15 protein-coding genes are annotated in these 18,091 nt (G+C 36.5%); 10 read left to right on the top strand and 5 right to left on the bottom strand.

Annotated elements, in window-relative coordinates:
• The first annotated feature begins 20 nt into the window (after positions 1-20).
• Genes L1967_RS16945 through L1967_RS16935 form a run of 3 tightly spaced genes read left to right on the top strand, consistent with a single transcriptional unit; the run spans position 21 to position 4,003 of the window.
• Entirely contained in the window at positions 21-2,231 is a 2,211-nt protein-coding gene (locus tag L1967_RS16945) for a RelA/SpoT family protein (RefSeq protein ID WP_249602692.1), read from the top strand.
• A gap of 30 nt (positions 2,232-2,261) precedes the next feature.
• A complete protein-coding gene (locus L1967_RS16940) occupies positions 2,262-2,717 on the top strand; it encodes a Fur family transcriptional regulator (protein ID WP_249602691.1) in 456 nt (151 codons plus the stop codon).
• Between the two features lie 11 nt (positions 2,718-2,728).
• On the top strand, positions 2,729-4,003 hold the full coding sequence (locus tag L1967_RS16935; RefSeq protein WP_249602690.1) for an adenylosuccinate synthase: 1,275 nt from the start codon (positions 2,729-2,731) through the stop codon (positions 4,001-4,003).
• Between the two features lie 108 nt (positions 4,004-4,111).
• Here the strand turns inward: L1967_RS16935 and L1967_RS16930 are convergent, their stop codons facing one another.
• Positions 4,112-4,957: a ferritin-like domain-containing protein gene (locus L1967_RS16930; protein ID WP_249602689.1), complete on the bottom strand. Its 846-nt coding sequence runs from the start codon at positions 4,955-4,957 to the stop codon at positions 4,112-4,114.
• 28 nt (positions 4,958-4,985) lie between these two features.
• Positions 4,986-5,771, bottom strand: coding sequence for a ferritin-like domain-containing protein (locus L1967_RS16925; protein ID WP_249602688.1), 786 nt, complete (start codon positions 5,769-5,771; stop codon positions 4,986-4,988).
• A 262-nt stretch (positions 5,772-6,033) separates the two neighbouring features.
• Here L1967_RS16925 and L1967_RS16920 point away from each other — a divergent pair, with 262 nt between their 5' ends.
• The 7 genes from L1967_RS16920 (at position 6,034) to L1967_RS16890 (ending at position 15,558) form a co-directional block, all read left to right on the top strand.
• Entirely contained in the window at positions 6,034-7,875 is a 1,842-nt protein-coding gene (locus tag L1967_RS16920) for an OstA-like protein (RefSeq protein WP_249602687.1), read from the top strand.
• Positions 7,868-9,055, top strand: a complete 1,188-nt coding sequence (locus L1967_RS16915) for an aspartate aminotransferase family protein (RefSeq protein WP_249602686.1) — start codon at positions 7,868-7,870, stop codon at positions 9,053-9,055. Before L1967_RS16920 ends, L1967_RS16915 begins: the two co-directional genes overlap by 8 nt.
• 99 nt (positions 9,056-9,154) lie before the next feature.
• Positions 9,155-10,552, top strand: a complete 1,398-nt coding sequence (locus L1967_RS16910; RefSeq protein WP_249602685.1) for a tetratricopeptide repeat protein — start codon at positions 9,155-9,157, stop codon at positions 10,550-10,552.
• A 37-nt stretch (positions 10,553-10,589) separates the two neighbouring features.
• On the top strand, positions 10,590-11,528 hold the full coding sequence (locus tag L1967_RS16905; protein WP_249602684.1) for a DUF368 domain-containing protein: 939 nt from the start codon (positions 10,590-10,592) through the stop codon (positions 11,526-11,528).
• Complete coding sequence (locus L1967_RS16900) at positions 11,515-12,552, top strand: DUF368 domain-containing protein (protein ID WP_249602683.1); 1,038 nt, start codon at positions 11,515-11,517, stop codon at positions 12,550-12,552. Before L1967_RS16905 ends, L1967_RS16900 begins: the two co-directional genes overlap by 14 nt.
• A 63-nt stretch (positions 12,553-12,615) precedes the next feature.
• On the top strand, positions 12,616-13,347 hold the full coding sequence (locus tag L1967_RS16895; protein ID WP_249602682.1) for a shikimate dehydrogenase family protein: 732 nt from the start codon (positions 12,616-12,618) through the stop codon (positions 13,345-13,347).
• Between the two features lie 117 nt (positions 13,348-13,464).
• On the top strand, positions 13,465-15,558 hold the full coding sequence (locus L1967_RS16890) for a DUF349 domain-containing protein (RefSeq protein WP_249602681.1): 2,094 nt from the start codon (positions 13,465-13,467) through the stop codon (positions 15,556-15,558).
• A gap of 197 nt (positions 15,559-15,755) precedes the next feature.
• Here L1967_RS16890 and lgt read toward each other — a convergent pair whose 3' ends face one another.
• The 3 genes from lgt to L1967_RS16875 all read right to left on the bottom strand — a co-directional run bounded on the left by lgt (position 15,756) and on the right by L1967_RS16875 (position 17,914).
• Positions 15,756-16,586 (bottom strand): prolipoprotein diacylglyceryl transferase, encoded by an 831-nt coding sequence (gene lgt, locus L1967_RS16885; RefSeq protein WP_249602680.1) that lies wholly within the window; start codon positions 16,584-16,586, stop codon positions 15,756-15,758.
• 28 nt (positions 16,587-16,614) lie between these two features.
• Positions 16,615-17,388, bottom strand: a complete 774-nt coding sequence (gene mazG / locus L1967_RS16880; protein WP_249602679.1) for a nucleoside triphosphate pyrophosphohydrolase — start codon at positions 17,386-17,388, stop codon at positions 16,615-16,617.
• 64 nt (positions 17,389-17,452) lie between these two features.
• Positions 17,453-17,914: a hypothetical protein gene (locus tag L1967_RS16875; protein ID WP_249602678.1), complete on the bottom strand. Its 462-nt coding sequence runs from the start codon at positions 17,912-17,914 to the stop codon at positions 17,453-17,455.
• Positions 17,915-18,091 lie beyond the last annotated feature (177 nt).

The raw sequence follows: 18,091 nt of genomic DNA, 5'->3' as shown, positions 1-18,091 counted from the left end.
TGTTTATGTATTTTTAAAATATGACAGAGGCAGCTATAGAAAAAGAAAACAAAGAAATCGCACAGCAGTACAAAGAACTGCTAAGGATTAGCTATCAAACCTTAACCGATGAGGATAAAAAACTCATTAGATCGGCGTTTGATACGGCTGTTGACGCGCATAAAGATCAGCGTCGAAAATCTGGCGAGGCATATATTTTCCACCCCATTGCGGTGGCAAAAATCGTGGCTTCAGAAATCGGTCTGGATGCCACCTCTATTGCCGCTGCCCTACTTCATGATGTTGTAGAAGACACCTCTTACACTCTGGATGATCTGGAAAGAATGTTTGGGGAAACCGTTGCTAAAATCGTAGACGGACTCACAAAAATTTCAAGTCTTAAAAAAGATAAAGATGTTTCTCTACAAGCCGAGAATTTCAGAAAAATGCTGCTCACGCTAAATGATGATATTCGGGTAATTATCATCAAAATTGCAGACCGTTTGCACAATATGCAAACAATGGATGCCATGCGTAGGGATAAGCAGTTAAAAATTGCTTCAGAAACACTTTATATCTATGCTCCTTTAGCCCATAGAATTGGACTTTACAACGTAAAAACGGAACTTGAAGATCTTGGCCTAAAATATACCGAACCAGAAGTTTACCAGGATATTTTAACCAAGATAAAGGAAAGCAAAGAAGAACAGGATGCTTATATCAATGAGTTTTCCAGAGTCATTCAGGATTCTTTAGATAAAGAAAATCTTGACTACGAAATAAAAGGACGACCAAAATCCATCTTTTCGATCCGTCGTAAAATGAATGCACAAAACATCAGTTTTGATGAAGTTTACGACAAATTTGCGATCCGTATTATCTATAAAAGTGATCAGGCTAACGAGAAGTTCCTGGCCTGGAAAATCTACTCGGTCGTAACCGATCATTTTAGACCAAACCCTACCCGTTTACGCGATTGGATTTCTTCCCCTAAATCTACGGGATATGAAGCTTTGCACATTACCGTAATGGGGCCAAAAGGTCGTTGGGTAGAAGTACAGATTCGTAGCGAGCGAATGCACGAAATTGCCGAAAAAGGTTATGCCGCGCATTATAAATATAAAAATGCCGACGAAAAAGAAGAACAGGGTATCGAAGAATGGTTAAACCGACTACAGGAAGTTTTAGAAAACCCTACGGTAAACGCCGTGGATTTTGTAGAGCAATTTAAACTCAATTTATACTCTAAAGAAATATTTGTGTTTACACCCCAGGGAGATTTAAAATCCCTGCCAAAAGGTTCTACCCCACTCGATTTTGCGTTCAGTATTCATACTGAAATTGGAGCTCACACCCGTGGAGCACGTGTAAACAATAAATTGGTTCCGCTAAGTCATGTGTTAAAGAGTGGTGATCAGGTAGAAATTATTACCTCAGATAGTGCTAAACCAAATATCAACTGGCTGGATTATGCTACTACCGCAAGAGCAAGGGCCAAAATAAAATCGTCTTTAAAAGAAGAGAAAAAGCAAATTGCCGAAGAGGGAAAAGCAGTTTTAACCAGAAAATTAAGAGCACAAAAAATTCCATTTAGCGAGAAAACGGTAAATGAACTTGTAGTCCATTTTCATCTAAAAACAAGTCTGGATTTATTTTATCGCGTAGGTATTGGAAAAATTGATAACCAGGCCCTAAAAGAATTCGCAGCCTCCAGAAGCAATGCACTGGTTAGTTATATTAAACGAAAAATAAGTAAAAAGCCAGAAGTTAATCACGATCTTAATAAAGACGAAATTACCGCAAATTACGATCAGTTAGTTTTTGGAAAAGAAGAAGACGAGCTGGGATACAAACTTGCCAATTGCTGTAATCCTATCCCAGGAGATGATGTTTTTGGCTTTGTAACGGTAAATGAAGGAATCAAGGTACATAAGGTCGATTGCCCCAATGCCATACAATTACAAAGTAATTATGCGTATCGCATTATTCAGGCAAAATGGGTAGATAGTTCTCAGCAGGACTTCAAAGCAGTAATTAAACTAAACGGAATAGATAATATTGGTCTTGTTAGCGATGTAACCCGGGAAATTTCGAGTAACATGCATGTAAATATGAAGAATATTAATTTTGAAAGTGACGACGGAATTTTTAGCGGCCGTATTACCGTGGTGGTTAAAAACAATGATATTTTGACCAAAATTATAAATAGACTTAAAAAAATTAACGGCATAGATAAGGTTACCCGTGAATAATCGCATACCTTTGTGCGGCAGTAAAAAATTATGAGTAAAAAAGTTGTAAATAAGAACGACCAGGCAGTAGTTAAAAACGTATTCACCAAGTTTTTAGAAGATAAAGGGCACCGAAAAACCCCTGAACGTTTTGCTATTTTACAGGAGATCTATGATAATGATGAACATTTTGATATCGAATCTTTATATATCAAAATGAAAAATAAAAAGTATCGCGTTAGCCGTGCTACATTATACAATACCATCGAATTATTATTAGAATGTGGCCTGGTACGTAAGCATCAATTTGGGCAAAATCAGGCACAATACGAAAAATCCTATTTCGACAGGCAGCACGACCATATCATTCTTACCGATACCGGCGAGGTGATCGAGTTTTGCGATCCTAGAATTCAATCTATTAAACAAACCATAGAAGAAGTGTTCGATATCGAAATAAACAAACATTCTTTATATTTTTACGGCATTAAAAAATCAACTAATTAAGTATAATTTTCATGGCGGTAGATTTACTACTCGGGCTTCAATGGGGTGACGAAGGCAAAGGAAAAATTGTCGACGTATTTACCTCTAAATATGATATTATTGCTCGTTTTCAGGGTGGTCCAAATGCAGGACATACGCTAGAATTCGATGGGCAAAAACACGTATTACACACCATTCCTTCAGGAATTTTTCACGAAAATACCGTAAACCTTGTGGGTAACGGAGTAGTGATCGATCCTGTAATTTTTAAAAGAGAATTAGATAATCTGGCAAAACATCATGTAGATTATAAAAGCAGATTATTAATTTCCAGAAAAGCACATTTAATCTTACCTACGCATCGATTATTGGATGCAGCTTCTGAAGCTTCTAAAGGTAAAGCCAAAATTGGTTCTACCCTTAAAGGAATTGGTCCTACGTATATGGACAAAACCGGAAGAAACGGAATTAGAGTTGGTGATTTAGAATTAGATGACTGGAAAGAACGTTACCAAAGTCTTGCGGATAAGCATGTAAAGATGATCGATTTTTACGATGCAGATGTGCAATACGATCTTAGTGAATTAGAGAAAGAATTCTTTGAAGCGGTTAAAACCTTAAAATCACTTCAATTTATTGATAGTGAAGAATATTTACAACAAGCCCAGGCTGAAGGTAAAACTATTCTTGCTGAAGGTGCACAGGGATCGCTTTTAGATATCGATTTTGGTACTTATCCATTTGTAACTTCCTCAAATACTACTGCTGCCGGGGCATGTACCGGGCTTGGAGTATCTCCTAGGCAAATTGGCGAAGCTTTTGGTATTTTTAAAGCGTATACCACACGTGTAGGTAGCGGGCCATTCCCTACCGAGCTTTTTGACGAAGACGGTAAAACCATGGGAAGAGTTGGTAACGAATTTGGAGCAACTACAGGTAGACCAAGAAGATGTGGCTGGCTGGATTTAGTAGCGCTTAAATATGCCGTACAGGTTAACGGGATCACTCAGCTTATCATGATGAAAGGTGATGTTTTAAGTGGTTTTGACACTTTAAAAGTTTGTACTTCTTATAAATATCGTGGAGAAGAGATAAAACATCTTCCTTATAATATTGAAGAGCAAAATGTATCGCCTGTTTATACCGAATTAAAAGGATGGTCTGCAGATCTTACAGGAATGACTGAAGCTTCACAACTTCCAAAAGAGTTTAACGATTACGTAGACTTTTTAGAAAAAGAACTAAACGTACCTATTTCGGTAGTTTCGGTAGGGCCAGATAGGACTCAGACAATTACTAGAAAATAGATCGAAATTATCGATTTTTGATATTAAAAAAGGCCGTTTTTCAACAGCCTTTTTTATTTTCTTACTTTTCATGGAAAGTAATAAAGGGAAAACTACCTGAAGGTATGTCTAGCTTACTATAAATAGTCCCGCAATAGTACTTGCTGTTTCTCCGCTCATTGGCTCATCAAAAGCCTGAGTCACCGCCACTGTTTTATCTCCTACAAGAGGCGAATCTCCATAATCATATCCTACTAAGTCTATATCTGCCTGCATAGTTACTTCTTCCCCATTATAAACATCCTGAGTAGCTTCTGGCATACCATCACCTCTTTGATTTCCGGTAATCCAACCTTTTAGCCCTCTAATTCTTCTAATTTCTGAAGCATGTTTCGCTTCTACAGAATGAATTTGAAGTGCTGGCTCCAAAAATGCTGTTCCCATCAAATTAGCTGCCTGCCCTTTATAGGCTCTTACTCCGGTATCTTCAAACGCCTGTGCTAAAGCCAGCATTTGAGCTCTGGAAACCTCCATAGAAGTATCACCATCATTAAAAGGATCAAAAGAACCTCCAGCGGTAAAATCGAAAGTTGGTTTGGCAACAGGTTCTACTCCAGCACCTTCTAAACCACTAATTAAAAAATCTACATGAGCAGATTCATGTTTTGATATTTGCATAAAAGCAATTTCAGATCTGGATCCTCCTTCTAAAACATCAGATTCTAATGCCATCATATAAAATTCAGCTTCAAGATACTCTAGTGTCAATGCCAATTGTAAAGCATCTACTGCACTATTCCCACTATCCTGAAAAGCAGCTGCTTTCGCTTTATTGGTAGCAAGTCCAAAAGGTACCGCGGCGATAGCGGCTTTTTTACCAAAAGAACTTAATGTTCCAAACATATCTCTTCTGGATGATTTTTTATTCATTAAATTTTCAGAAGAAAATTCATCTAACATCTTTATAATACTCATAATTTTTTTCGTTTTAAGTTAGTAGTTTCTATGATTCGTGTTGTGGAGCAGGTAAATTATTGGCTGTAAATGGAGTGGCAACTACACCAAGATCTACAACTGCATTATAGATATCTCCTGGATCTGCAGCTGGATCTAATCCATTCACATCAATCACATCATCTCCCGCAAAATCAGCTGAATCTGGATTAAGTAGAGATCTAATTGCCGAGGCATGTCTAGCTTCTACAGAAACTATTTTACCTGCAATTACTAAATAAGCTGCCGTTTCAATACGGTCTCCAGCTCCATTATAAGCACTAACCCCTGTATCTTCCAGTAGTTTTGCTGTCTGAAGAACACTATCCCGATTATTAATATCTATACCTGCTCCTTCTAAATTAAATTCCAGATCTGGTAACATGGCATCAGGATTATCCGCAGTTGCCGCCGCTATTGCGGTTCTAAAAAACTCTCTGTGAATCACCTCGTGATTATATAAATCATCGAATAATTCTTTTTCTTCATCTGGAGCACCGGCATAGTAATTGCCTGTTCTTACCGCTGTATAAAAAGCAGCTTCGAGTTGTTCTAAAGCATAAGCATAATTTAAAATTCCTAAATCTCCACTTCCTAAATCAAAAACTTCTGGCTCAGGCTCAGGCTCAGGTTCCGGTTCAGGTTGCATTCCGGGATTAAAATCATCATCTTCACTACATGCGTACAACAAAGTTGAGCCCGCAAATGCCAAACCGCCCATTTTAATAAATCTTCTTCTGGAATTTCCCTGACCCTTTTTATCATCAAATTCCAACTTAACAACTGGTTTTTTCATAATTAAATTTTATTAGTTTATATTAAACTTACGCAGGGAAATCCCCTTTGGTTTTCATTTAATCGTTAATCTTTTATTAAAGCAGTCCTTAAAAACTTAATTATTCACAATTTTTAGAAACATTTATTATCTATTAAGAAATAATTTATCATTGTTGAGGTCTAAAATTTAAAATATTCTCAATTTACAACGTTATCATAATTAAAAACCTTGTTTCAGCTGATCCAATCATTTTCGCTATTTTTGCACAAATTTTAGAATCTTGAAAAATTACCTCTATATCTTACTTTTTCTTTTTAGCATAAGCTTTGCAAATGCGCAGGAGAACGGTCGTAAAATCGATTATGAAAACGACCGTCAATATCGCGATGAAGAAAGATATCCGGGTGCTTTGGTGATGAGTAAAGTAACCAACCAGGTTCATTTTATCCATCAGGGGATCGAAGTGTGGTGTAATAATGCAGTATTTTACGAAAACGACAATTTCTTTAAGGCTTATGGCGAGGTAAGGATGAAACAGGGAGATACCGTTAGCATGAATAGCGATTATGCTGAATACAACGGCAACACCCAATTTGCTTTTGCCAGTGGAAAAGTAAAAATGAAACGCCCGCAAACTACCCTGGAAACAGACTCCTTATTTTTTGATCGTATAAAACAGGAAGCTTATTATAGAAGCGGTGGTAAAGTTACCGATACCGCCAGTGTTCTTACCAGTACCATAGGAAGGTATTATTTTGAAGAAGATAAATACACCTTTTTATCAAATGTAAAAATCACCAATCCCGATTATATTGTAAATTCAGATCATATCGATTTTTATTCTGAAAGTGGTCACGCTTATCTTTACGGCCCATCGACTATAGAAGGAGAAGAAAGTACAGTTTATTGCGAACGTGGCTTTTATGACACTCGGGGTGATACCGGCTATTTTGTAAAAAATTCAAGAATAGATTACGATAACCGAACGGTGTTAGGCGACAGCCTTTATTTTGATCGTAATACCAGTTTTGCTTCGGCTACCAATAATATTCAGGTAATCGATACCGCAAATAATAGTAAAGTAACCGGCCATTATGCCGAAGTTTTTCGGGAAAAAGATTCGGTAATTATAACAAAATGGCCTGTTGCAGCCAGCCTTCAGGATCAGGATTCGGTATTTATTCATAGTGATACGCTCTTAGTGACCGGTAAACCTGAAAATCGGATTCTACGCGGATTCTACGATGTTAGAATGTATAAGAGTGATATGAGCGGTAAAAGTGATTCTATATACGTAAACCAACAAGCCGGAATTACAAAACTGATCAATATTAATCCGGGAGAAAATTCGGCAACCTCCGTAAAAAGAAATCCGGTGCTATGGTCCGGACTAAACCAGATGACCGGGGACACAATTCAGATTATCAGTAATAAAGAAACCGAACAGTTGGATAGTTTAAAAGTATATAACAATGCCTTTCTGATCAATAAAGATAGTATTGATGGCTACAATCAAATTAAAGGACAGTTCTTGATAGGCTTATTTGAAGAAAATGAGCTTTATAAAGTGAATATCGATAAAAATACAGAGACATTATATTACAGCCGAACCGAAAATAACGACCTTATTGGAATTAATAAAACCCTATCAAGCAGAATCGAGGTTTTTTTTAAAGACCGCCAAATAGAGGACGTATATTATTATCAGGCTATCGATGGCACTTTAAAACCTGAAGAACAAGTATTAAAAAGTAATCGAACGCTGCAAGGTTTTAACTGGCGTGGCGACGAAAGATTAGAAAAAAAACAAGATTTGTTTAAAGGTAAAGAGCTCCCTGAACTCGTAAAAATTGAGGGGATCCCACTACCCGAACAAATCGAAGATTTCTTTGATGAACGTGAAGAAGGCGATATGCTGTTAAATGAAAACTCAAGGTTAAAACCGCAAGACTTAAAAGATAAGGTGCAGGATAGCATTCCCAGCGTACAATCGATGATTCCACAGGGCGTTCAGGTAAAACCCGCATCCTTTTCGCCATCTGAAGGGAAAGAATCTAAAATAACACCTGAAACCAAAAAAGATAGTCTGGAAACCCCAAAAGCTCCGCTTAAGATTGAATAAAGATTTTTTAAAATATCAGGCACAAACAACGCCCCATCCTTTAGGTTTAGAAGTTATCGATGCGAAGGGATCTTATATTTATACTTCAGACGGGCAAAAACATCTTGATTTTGTGGCCGGTGTTTCGGCTACAAGTTTAGGACATTGCCATCCTGCGGTAATCACTGCTATAAAAAAGCAGGCCGACAAATATCTGCATGTTATGGTGTATGGGGAATATGCGCAGGCTCCGGCTGTAGATTTCTCAAAACTTTTAGCGGAAAGCCTTCCTAATCCATTAAACAAAGTTTATCTGGTAAACTCCGGTACCGAAGCTATTGAAGGTGCTTTAAAATTAGCCCGACGTGCCACCGGCAGAACAGAAATCCTGGCGGCTAAAAACGCCTACCACGGAAATACTATGGGTTCTTTAAGTTTAATGAATTATGAAGAACGGCAGAAACCCTTTAGGCCTTTAATTGGTGACATCGATTTTATTGAATTTAACAATGAGGATCATTTAAATCGAATTACAGAAAAAACCGCAGCGGTTATTTTAGAAACCATTCAGGGTGGCGCCGGATTTATTCAGCCTGAAAATGATTATTTAAAAAAGGTAAAAGCACGCTGTACAGCAGTAGGCGCATTACTGATTTTAGATGAAATTCAGCCTGGTTTTGGACGAACCGGAAAATTATTCGGATTCGAAAATTACAATGTTGTACCAGATATCATGGCGATAGGCAAAGGAATGGGCGGCGGTTTACCTGTTGGAGCTTTTGTCGCCTCAGAAGCGTTAATGGATTTGCTTTCAGATAATCCAAAAATGGGACATATTACCACTTTTGGCGGAAATCCACTTGTGGCAGCTGCCTGTCATGCCACCTTAAAAACAATTCTGGAATCTGAATTAATGGCAGAAACCTTAGAAAAAGAAAAACGCTTCAGAGAATTGCTTGTCCATCCTTTAATTTCAGAAGTAAGAGGAAAAGGATTAATGCTTGCAGCTATTGTGGCCTCTGAGGATATAGCCAATAAGATCATCTTAAATTGTAAAGAAAAAGGAGTAATTTTATTCTGGCTTTTATTCGAAAAAAGAGCTGTAAGAATTACCCCGCCACTAACAATTTCTATGGAAGAGATTGAAGAAGGTTGTGGCATTATAATTGACGTTTTAAACAAAATAAAAAACAAAGCTTAGGTTGTTGATTACTTTGTTAACAACAATTAAAGCATCTGCGATACTCGGTTAAATCGTTTTTTAACTTTAGTAAAGTAGGAATCCAGTAACAACTTGCTTATGCAGTTAAGTCATAACGAAGATAACAATTTCTCACTTTCCCGTTTCGAATCTATGCTTAAGACCAATGATGTTTTATTCTTTGATTCTAACGAATTCGAAAACATTATTCATCATTATTTAGAAATCGGAAAGATAAATCTTGCTAAAAAGGCCGTTAAATTAGGTCTTTCCCAGCATCCATCATCAATCAACCTTAAACTTCTTAAAGTTGAAATTCTTGTTTTTGAAGACAAACTAGATCTTGCCGATGGTCTATTGGCCGAAGTACAGGATCTGGAAGCCAATAACGAAGAAGTGTATATCCAAAAAGCACAAATCTTTTCTAAGCGAGATGAACATCACAAGGCCATCAACGTTTTAGAACTGGCTTTAGAGGTTACCGATGAAGCGGCTGAGATCTACTCGATGATTGGCATGGAATACCTTTTTCTTGAAGATTTTGAAAATGCCAAGATCAATTTTATGAATTGTCTTGAAGCCGATGAAGAAGATTATTCTGCCCTATACAATGTAATGTATTGCTTCGATTTTCTTGGTGAAAAAGAAGAAGCTATAGAGTACCTTAATATGTACCTGGATAAAAACCCATATTGCGAGGTAGCATGGCATCAAGTAGGAAAACAATATTTTGATTTAAAAGACTACAAAAAAGCTTTAGCCGCTTTTGATTTTGCCATTATTAGCGACGAATATTTTATAGGTGCTTATTTAGAAAAAGGAAAAGTACTGGAAAAACTGGAACGTTATGTAGAGGCTATAGAAAACTATAATGTTACTTTAGAACTAGACGACCCTACTTCTTTCGCCTATTTGCGAATTGGTAAATGTTTTGAAAAACTGGGTAATGATAAACTGGCACTTTCAAATTATGAAAAAACGGTTCATGAAGATCCACTTTTAGATAAAGGCTGGATCGCAATCACCGATTTTTATATCAAGAAGAAAAATTTTAAAAAAGCGCTCTACTATATCAACAAAGCAATCAATATCGATGAAGAAAATGTGCTGTATTGGAAACGTTACGCAAAAATCAATAACCGTTTAAATTTAGACCGGGAAGCCGAACGTGGCTATCGTAAAACTTTAGATCTTGGAAATTACGAATTAGAAACCTGGATTAGACGTTGTGATATCTTAATTAACCTTGCAGAATGGGAAACTGCCGTGCAAAATTTGTTGCAGGCTAATGAATTTTATCCTGGTATTGCTGAAATTGAATATCGACTAAGCGGGCTATATTTTATGCTGAATAAAGCCGATCTTGCCTATAAACACCTGGAAAACGGTTTAAAAGCTGATGCTGAATATTATATTATCATCGAAGAACTTTTCCCTGAAATCTTTAAAAGAAAAAGCGTTAAACAATTAATAGATTCTTATCAAAAGGCTTCATAGTAATTTCCTAACTTTGGGCGAATCTAATTTTTAGGATATGCAAAGAAGCTTACGAGAATACCTAAGCATTACTTTAAAAGGTATGGCTATGGGAGCCGCAGATGTTGTCCCTGGAGTATCGGGAGGAACCATCGCTTTTATTTCAGGAATTTACGAAGAATTGATCTCTACCATTAGTGGTATCGATCTTTCTCTTTTAAAAACCTGGAAAACAGAAGGCTTTAAAGCAATGTGGCTTCAATTAAATGGCGGTTTTATCGTTTCGCTGTTGCTAGGAATCCTTATTAGTTTATTCACACTAATGCGACTGGCAAATTATTTGCTACAAAACCACCCTGTATTAATCTGGTCATTCTTTTTTGGATTGGTGCTGGCAAGTATCTGGTATGTTGCTAAACAAATCCCAAAATGGAATTTTAAAATTGTTATCGCACTAATTCTTGGGGCTGCGGTAGCGCTTTATGTTACATCTCTGCCACCTATGGGAAGTTCAGAGAGTAGCGTTTTTATGTTTATTGCCGGAGCTATTGCCGTTTGCGCGATGATCCTGCCCGGAATTTCAGGAGCGTTTATCCTGGTATTACTGGGGGCCTATCGCCCCGTAACCGAAGCTGCCCACAACTTCGATATTAAAACTCTGGCTATCGTTGGTGCTGGTGCTATTTTTGGGTTACTTAGCTTTTCCAAAATTCTAAAGTGGCTTTTTACCCATTATACCAGTATTACTCTAGCCGTCTTAACTGGTTTTATTGCAGGCTCACTAAATAAAATATGGCCCTGGAAAAAGGTATTGGAAGTCGCCAGATTTGAGGATAAAGAAATTGTGATTAATGAAACTTCTGTTTTACCGTGGAATTTTGAGGGCGATTCTCAATTATTATTTTCAGTAGTCCTGATGTTAGCAGGATTCGGACTCATTTTTCTTCTGGAAAGCTTAGCAGGCAACCAATCCGAAGAATCTAATGCAACAAACTAGAACATTAACAGATAAATTATTCCTTGTATTAAAAGGATTAGCCATGGGAGCTGCCAATAAAGTTCCTGGGGTTTCTGGTGGTGTTGTGGCTTTTGTTGCCGGTTTTTACGAAGAATTTATTTATTCATTACAAAAGATAAACCTTAAGGCTGGTAAACTTTTAATTGCCGGCCGTTTTCGCAGTCTTTATCATTATATAAATGGGAAGTTTTTAGGCCTACTTATTTTGGGGATGCTTATTAGTTACTTCAGCATTTCCAAAATTTTAGATTATCTCATCGTTCATTACGAACTTTACGTTTGGTCAGCTTTCTTTGGGATGATTATTGGCTCGATTTATTACATCAGTAAAGATTTTGATGAATGGAGCCGCCGCAGTATATTATTTGTTAGTTTAGGGATTGCTTTTGGCGTTGCCATAAGCATGTTAGAGCCTGCACGCGAAAATGATAATTTATGGTTTGTTTTCTTCTGCGGAATAATTGGTGTCTCGGGTATGACATTACCGGGATTAAGCGGGTCTTTTATCCTTATTTTACTAGGAAACTATGTGTTATTACTGGTAGATTCGGTTAACGCATTGTACGATACCTTAGCCGATATTCTTAGTCTGGACTTTAGTTTTACTGCTAACCCATCAAGGATGCATTTGCTACAGGTGATGATCGTTTTCGCTTTGGGATCCCTGGCAGGCTTGGTTTCCCTTTCGCATTTGCTAGGGTTTGTATTAAAGCATTATAAGAAAGACACCTTTGCAACCATCATTGGCTTTATTACTGGTTCTTTGGGCGTTGTCTGGCCCTGGAAAATCAAAACATATAAAACCGATACGGCTGGTAATTTATTATTGGATAGCCACGGTGATAAAATTATAGATAATTACAATAGATTTTTTCCCGACTTTACAAATAGCGAAACTTACCTGGCCATATTCTTTATTCTGGTAGGTATTTTTATTGTCCTGGGACTTGCATTCTACGAGAAAAAAGAACATGCAAAAAAGAAAGCCAGAGTGCCAAAGTAAGAGCTCTACACAATGTTTTTTGAGAAAAAGATCAGTAAATAGAGATTCAAAAGCAACCAAAAAATGAAGAAATTCGGACTGTTAGGTAAAAACATAGCCTATTCATTTTCAAGAAAATATTTCAACGAGAAATTTGAAAAAGAAAAAATTGATGCTGAATATGTCAATTTTGATATTCCTGAAATTACCGATTTCCCACTGGTAATTACTAAAAATCCTACACTTTCAGGAATGAATGTTACGATTCCTTATAAGCTGGAAGTGATGAAGTTTTTGGATGATCTCTCTGAAGATGCTAAAGAAATTGAAGCTGTAAACGTGATCAAGTTTGAAAACGGCGGAAAATTAATTGGTCATAATACCGATTTTATAGGTTTTAGGGATTCTTTAAAACCTCATCTTAGGCCTCAGCACACGCATGCACTGATTTTGGGCACGGGTGGCGCATCAAAAGCAGTTGCATACGCTTTAAAAACCATGGGGATTTCATACAAATTCGTTTCCAGAAATCCGCTTCAGGAACAATATGCTTATACCAACCTAAACGAAGAAATTATCCTTAAATATTCTCTGATCGTTAATACTACGCCATTGGGAACATTCCCAAACATCGATAACTGCCCGGATATTCCTTATCACTTTATGACGAAAAACCATCTTGTTTTCGATTTGATTTATAATCCTGCCGAAACAAAATTTATGAGTAACAGTAAGAAAGAGGGGGCTACCGCTGTAAATGGCCATAAAATGCTCGAATTACAGGCCGAAGCAGCCTGGGCAATATGGAATTCTTAAAAATTTGAGGATTTTCGCGGTTATTTTATCATAAAAGATTTGGTTTGCTTGCCCAATTTTCGTGTAGTTGTTATCTTTCAGCTTTATTAAACATACAGAACTTTAACATTGAAAGATATGTCTCAATCAGATAACGAAAACAAGAAAGAAGAACTTTCCAAAAAAGAGACTCCTGAAACTACTGAAACCACTCAGCAGCAGGATACCTCTTCAGAAAGTACAACAGAAGAAAAGAAGGTAGAGGAATCTTTTTCGGAAGAGGTTGAGCATCCAAAAGCTACAGCTAACGAGCTTGAAGAAGCTATGGTAGCCGAATCTACTTTTGTTCAGGATACCGAAGATCACAAAAAGGCAAATGCTGACGGTACCGAAGATATTAAAGAAGACGATGAAGACGATCATGAAGATGCCATGATCGAAGAGCATAAAAAAGGAGTAGATGATTCTCTTGCCGAGGATAGTGAGGATGAAAGCGCTACCGAGCGCCACACCATTCCTAAAAAAGATTATCATTCGATGAGCAAAGAGCAACTAACCGATGAGTTAGAACGATTGCTAAAGAATGAAAAAATACAGGCGATAAAAGAGCACGTAATCGAAATTAGAACCGAATTTAATGCTAAATTCGATGAAGAATTAGAGGAAAAGAAAGAAGATTTCCTTGCCGATGGTGGTAATATTATCGACTTCCACTACTCTACCCCGCTTAAAAACCGTTTTAATTCGCTGTATTTTGATTATCGTGAAAAACGAAATAAATATTACCAGCAGTTAAAACAGGATCTTAACGCGAATCTTAGTAAACGTCTTGAAATCATTGAAGAATTAAAAGGCTTACTTGATGTTGAGGAAAACATCAATACTACATATAATCACTTTAAAGATATTCAGGATAAATGGCGTACTGCCGGCCCGATTCCTCGTGATAAATACAACAATGTATGGAATACTTATCACCATCACGTAGAGAATTTTTATGATTTTCTTCACCTAAATCGTGAATTTAGGGATATGGACTTTAAGCACAATTTAGATCAAAAACTTAAGGTTATTGATCGTGCTGAGGAGTTAGCACAGGAACAGGACATTAACCGTGCCTTTAGAGAGCTGCAAATGCTTCATAAGATGTGGAAAGAAGAGTTGGGGCCTGTCGCTAAAGAATACCGTGAAGAAATATGGGAACGCTTTAGCAATGCCACCAAAGTAGTCCATGATCGCCGTCAGGAATATTTTGAAAATCTGGATAAAGAATTCGAGAAAAACTGGGAAAATAAGCAGCAAATTATCGAAAAGATCCGAGAAATAGCCGATCATGATTTAAGTAGTCATAATAAATGGCAGCAAAAAATTAAAGAAATTGAAGCGCTTCGCGAAGAATTCTTTAAAGCCGGTAAAGTACCAAAAAGTAAAAACGAAGAAACCTGGGCTGATTTTAAGGAGACCGTAAGACGTTTTAACCGTAAGAAAAATTCGTTTTATAAGAATCTTAAAAAACAGCAATACGATAATCTGGAAAAGAAAAAAGAACTAATCCAGATTGCTGAAGATAATAAGGACAGTGATGATTTTAAAACCATCACACCACTGATGAAAAAAATCCAGGCTGACTGGAAAAAAATCGGGCATGTTCCAAGAAAGGATAGTGATAAGGTTTGGAAACAGTTTAAGGCCGCCTGCAATTATTATTTTGATCGCGTTCACGAAAACCGAAGTGAAGAGAATAAAGAAGAAATGGAATCTTTTGGTAACAAAAAAGAGCTTCTGGATAAAATACGATCATTCGATCATTCGGGCAACAAAGAAGAGGATCTTAAAACCATCAAATCTTTTATTGCTGAATGGAAAACTTTGGGAAGAGTTCCGTTTAACAAGCGATTTATTGAAGGAAAATTCAATAAGGCCTTAGATCAATTATTTAAAAAACTAGATATAAATCGTACAAAAGCAGAAATGCTGAAATACGAAAATAAAATCCAGGCACTTAATGACGCCGATGATGACAATAAGATTAGAAATGAACACTTTTTCCTTTCTAAGAAAATTGAAGAAACACAGGCTGAAATTCGCCAATTAGAGAACAACTTACAATTCTTCTCTAATGTAGATGATGATAATCCACTGGTGCAGGAAGTACATAAAAACATTGATAATCACAAAGCTCAGCTAAAAGTTTGGCGAGAAAAACTAAAGAAAGTAAAATCACTTTACTAGTATTTGGATAGCATACAGAATAAAAAACCGTCGGTAATAATTACCGATGGTTTTTTATTTTCTTAAATATTGAAAAGCAAGAATATAAGAACAGTCTTTAGAGGTTTAAATCTTAAATCACTTTATATATAATTTAGATCTCCCAACTCCAAAATCTAAAGGAACTAACACGGGATAATTAAATCTATAATAAAGGCCTAAAAGATTTGCAGGTTTGTATGCTTTCTTTTACTTAAAAATATAATAAGGCTACCAGCAATTATAAATGGAATACTTAACCACTGCCCCATATTTAAAGCCATATTACTTTCGAATGCTACCTGATTTTCTTTAAAAAATTCAATGAAAAATCTGCTAAGAAATAATAAAATTAAGAATAGGCCAAAAATCTGCCCATTTCTAACTTTCATTTTAGTATAAATAACGTATAAAACTACAAAAATCAGTAAATAAGCAAAAGCCTCATAAAGTTGTGTTGGATGTCTGGGAATCATATCATCCCTAACAAATACCACTCCCCAATTGCCATTAGTAGGTTTTCCATAAATTTCAGAATTCATAAAATTCCCTAATCGAATAAAAGCACCGGTTACCGGCGTTCCTAAAGCGACCTTGTCCAGTATCCATAATAGCTTTACTTTATATTTTCGGCAATACAGTACAATTACTATAAAAACACCCAAAGCACCACCGTGACTGGCCAATCCCTGATACCCCACAAATTGATAACTCCCCTCAATCTTCTGTATAGGAAGGAACATTTCTAAAGGATGCGAAAAGAAATAGTCTGGCTGGTAAAATAAACAATGGCCTAATCTTGCCCCTATTACGGTTCCCAATATAATATAGGATAACAAACTATCTAGATTTTCAACGGGAATATTCTCTTTTTTATAGATATTTCTAACGATTAAATAACCAAGCATCAGCCCGGTTACAAATAATAAACCGTAATACTTCAACGGAAAAGTAGCTGTGATCCAAAACAAGACGGGATCTACATCCCAATAAAAAATAGCATCCTTCACGATTATCTAATATTGATCATTAAATACCCTATAACTTCTTTGCTTCAATCCAATAAACATCCATTTCAGCAAGGCTCATATCTTTTAATGCGGTATTATTTTCAGCAGCCTTTTCTTCAAGATATCTAAAACGGTTTATAAATTTCTTATTGGTCCGTTCTAAGGCGTTTTCAGGATTAATTTTTAGAAAGCGTGCGTAATTGATCATAGAGAACATAACATCACCAAATTCGGCCTCCATTTTATCCTTATCAGCTTTATCTACCTCTTCCTGTAGTTCGCCTAACTCTTCCTGTAACTTTTCGAACACCTGCTGCGGTTCTTCCCAGTCAAACCCAACGCCTGCAACCTTATCCTGAATCCTACTTGCCTTTACCAATGCGGGTAAAGATCTTGGGACCCCTTCTAGAACGCTTTTCTTTCCCTCCTTTAGTTTTAGGTTCTCCCAATTCCTTTTAACGTCTTCTACATTTTCTACTTTTACATCCCCATAAATATGCGGATGTCTGGAAATTAGCTTTTCACAAATTCCGTTGGCAACATCAGCAATATCAAAATCATTGGTCTCACTTCCTATTTTTGCATAAAAGACAAGATGCAACAATAAATCGCCTAATTCTTTTCTAATTTCATCAGTATCTTTATCTAAAATGGCATCACCAAGTTCGTAAGTTTCTTCTATGGTTAAATGCCTAAGACTTTCCATGGTTTGTTTGCGATCCCAGGGACATTTTTCCCTAAGTTCATCCATTATAGTAAGTAATCTGTCGAAGGCCTTTAGTTGTTCTTCTCTGGAATTCATATCGTACTTTTAAAAGACCAAAATACAATATTAGCGTTAGGAAGACCAGTGTGACTCAATTAATTTATTGTTTCTTAAATTTATAAGAACAGCCTTCTGTACATATTGGTCCTTTATAAGTAGGATGATAAACCAAATACTCATCATCTAAAACCTCTATACCCCAATATGATTTATTATCGGGATAAACAGCCTGGTCCAGATCACAGGAATAAGTAAGTTCTATCATTTGTTTGCCCTCATATTCTGGATGCGCTACAACACGATAAGTCCCGGTTTCACAATTACCGTCATTTTTTATAAAAGTAGCATCAGCTAAAAATTTTATGGTATAACTTTGTGATACCGGCGACCATGATACTTGTCCGCCCGGGCTAACTTTAGATTCTACAAGCTTCCACTCTCCAACTAATTTATCACTATTAATGGCGATTAAAGGTAAACTTTCTAATTCATCCTTTTCATTATCACCACAAGCAAAAAGACTAAAAAAGCATATTAAAAATAATAAGGTATATTTTTTCATAATATTGGTTTTTAATGAGATACTAAAAACCGTAAAAGGTTGCGTAAGGAATTTATTAACTAACTCGAGTTTCCTAAAAAATAAAAAAGAGGAGCATAAAATAAGTCCTTAATTTTGAGATATCTAACTTCAAAATGCACTTACTATGCTCCAGGACAAAGTTATAGCAATTTATTG

This window comes from Zunongwangia pacifica (genome assembly GCF_023499215.1).
Lineage (GTDB): Bacteria > Bacteroidota > Bacteroidia > Flavobacteriales > Flavobacteriaceae > Zunongwangia > Zunongwangia pacifica.
Note: the sequence above shows the minus strand (reverse complement) of the source record. Positions and strands in the feature narration are given on the sequence as shown.

Excerpts from the sequence above, each read along its gene's own strand:
- L1967_RS16930 (WP_249602689.1), bottom strand. The coding sequence starts at position 4,957 with ATGAGTATTATAAAGATGTTAGATGAATTTTCTTCTGAAAATTTAATG.
- L1967_RS16890 (WP_249602681.1), top strand. The coding sequence starts at position 13,465 with ATGTCTCAATCAGATAACGAAAACAAGAAAGAAGAACTTTCCAAAAAA.
- L1967_RS16940 (WP_249602691.1), top strand. The coding sequence starts at position 2,262 with ATGAGTAAAAAAGTTGTAAATAAGAACGACCAGGCAGTAGTTAAAAAC.
- L1967_RS16945 (WP_249602692.1), top strand. The coding sequence starts at position 21 with ATGACAGAGGCAGCTATAGAAAAAGAAAACAAAGAAATCGCACAGCAG.
- L1967_RS16900 (WP_249602683.1), top strand. The coding sequence starts at position 11,515 with ATGCAACAAACTAGAACATTAACAGATAAATTATTCCTTGTATTAAAA.
- L1967_RS16925 (WP_249602688.1), bottom strand. The coding sequence starts at position 5,771 with ATGAAAAAACCAGTTGTTAAGTTGGAATTTGATGATAAAAAGGGTCAG.
- mazG (WP_249602679.1), bottom strand. The coding sequence starts at position 17,388 with ATGAATTCCAGAGAAGAACAACTAAAGGCCTTCGACAGATTACTTACT.
- L1967_RS16895 (WP_249602682.1), top strand. The coding sequence starts at position 12,616 with ATGAAGAAATTCGGACTGTTAGGTAAAAACATAGCCTATTCATTTTCA.
- L1967_RS16935 (WP_249602690.1), top strand. The coding sequence starts at position 2,729 with ATGGCGGTAGATTTACTACTCGGGCTTCAATGGGGTGACGAAGGCAAA.
- L1967_RS16910 (WP_249602685.1), top strand. The coding sequence starts at position 9,155 with ATGCAGTTAAGTCATAACGAAGATAACAATTTCTCACTTTCCCGTTTC.
- L1967_RS16905 (WP_249602684.1), top strand. The coding sequence starts at position 10,590 with ATGCAAAGAAGCTTACGAGAATACCTAAGCATTACTTTAAAAGGTATG.
- L1967_RS16875 (WP_249602678.1), bottom strand. The coding sequence starts at position 17,914 with ATGAAAAAATATACCTTATTATTTTTAATATGCTTTTTTAGTCTTTTT.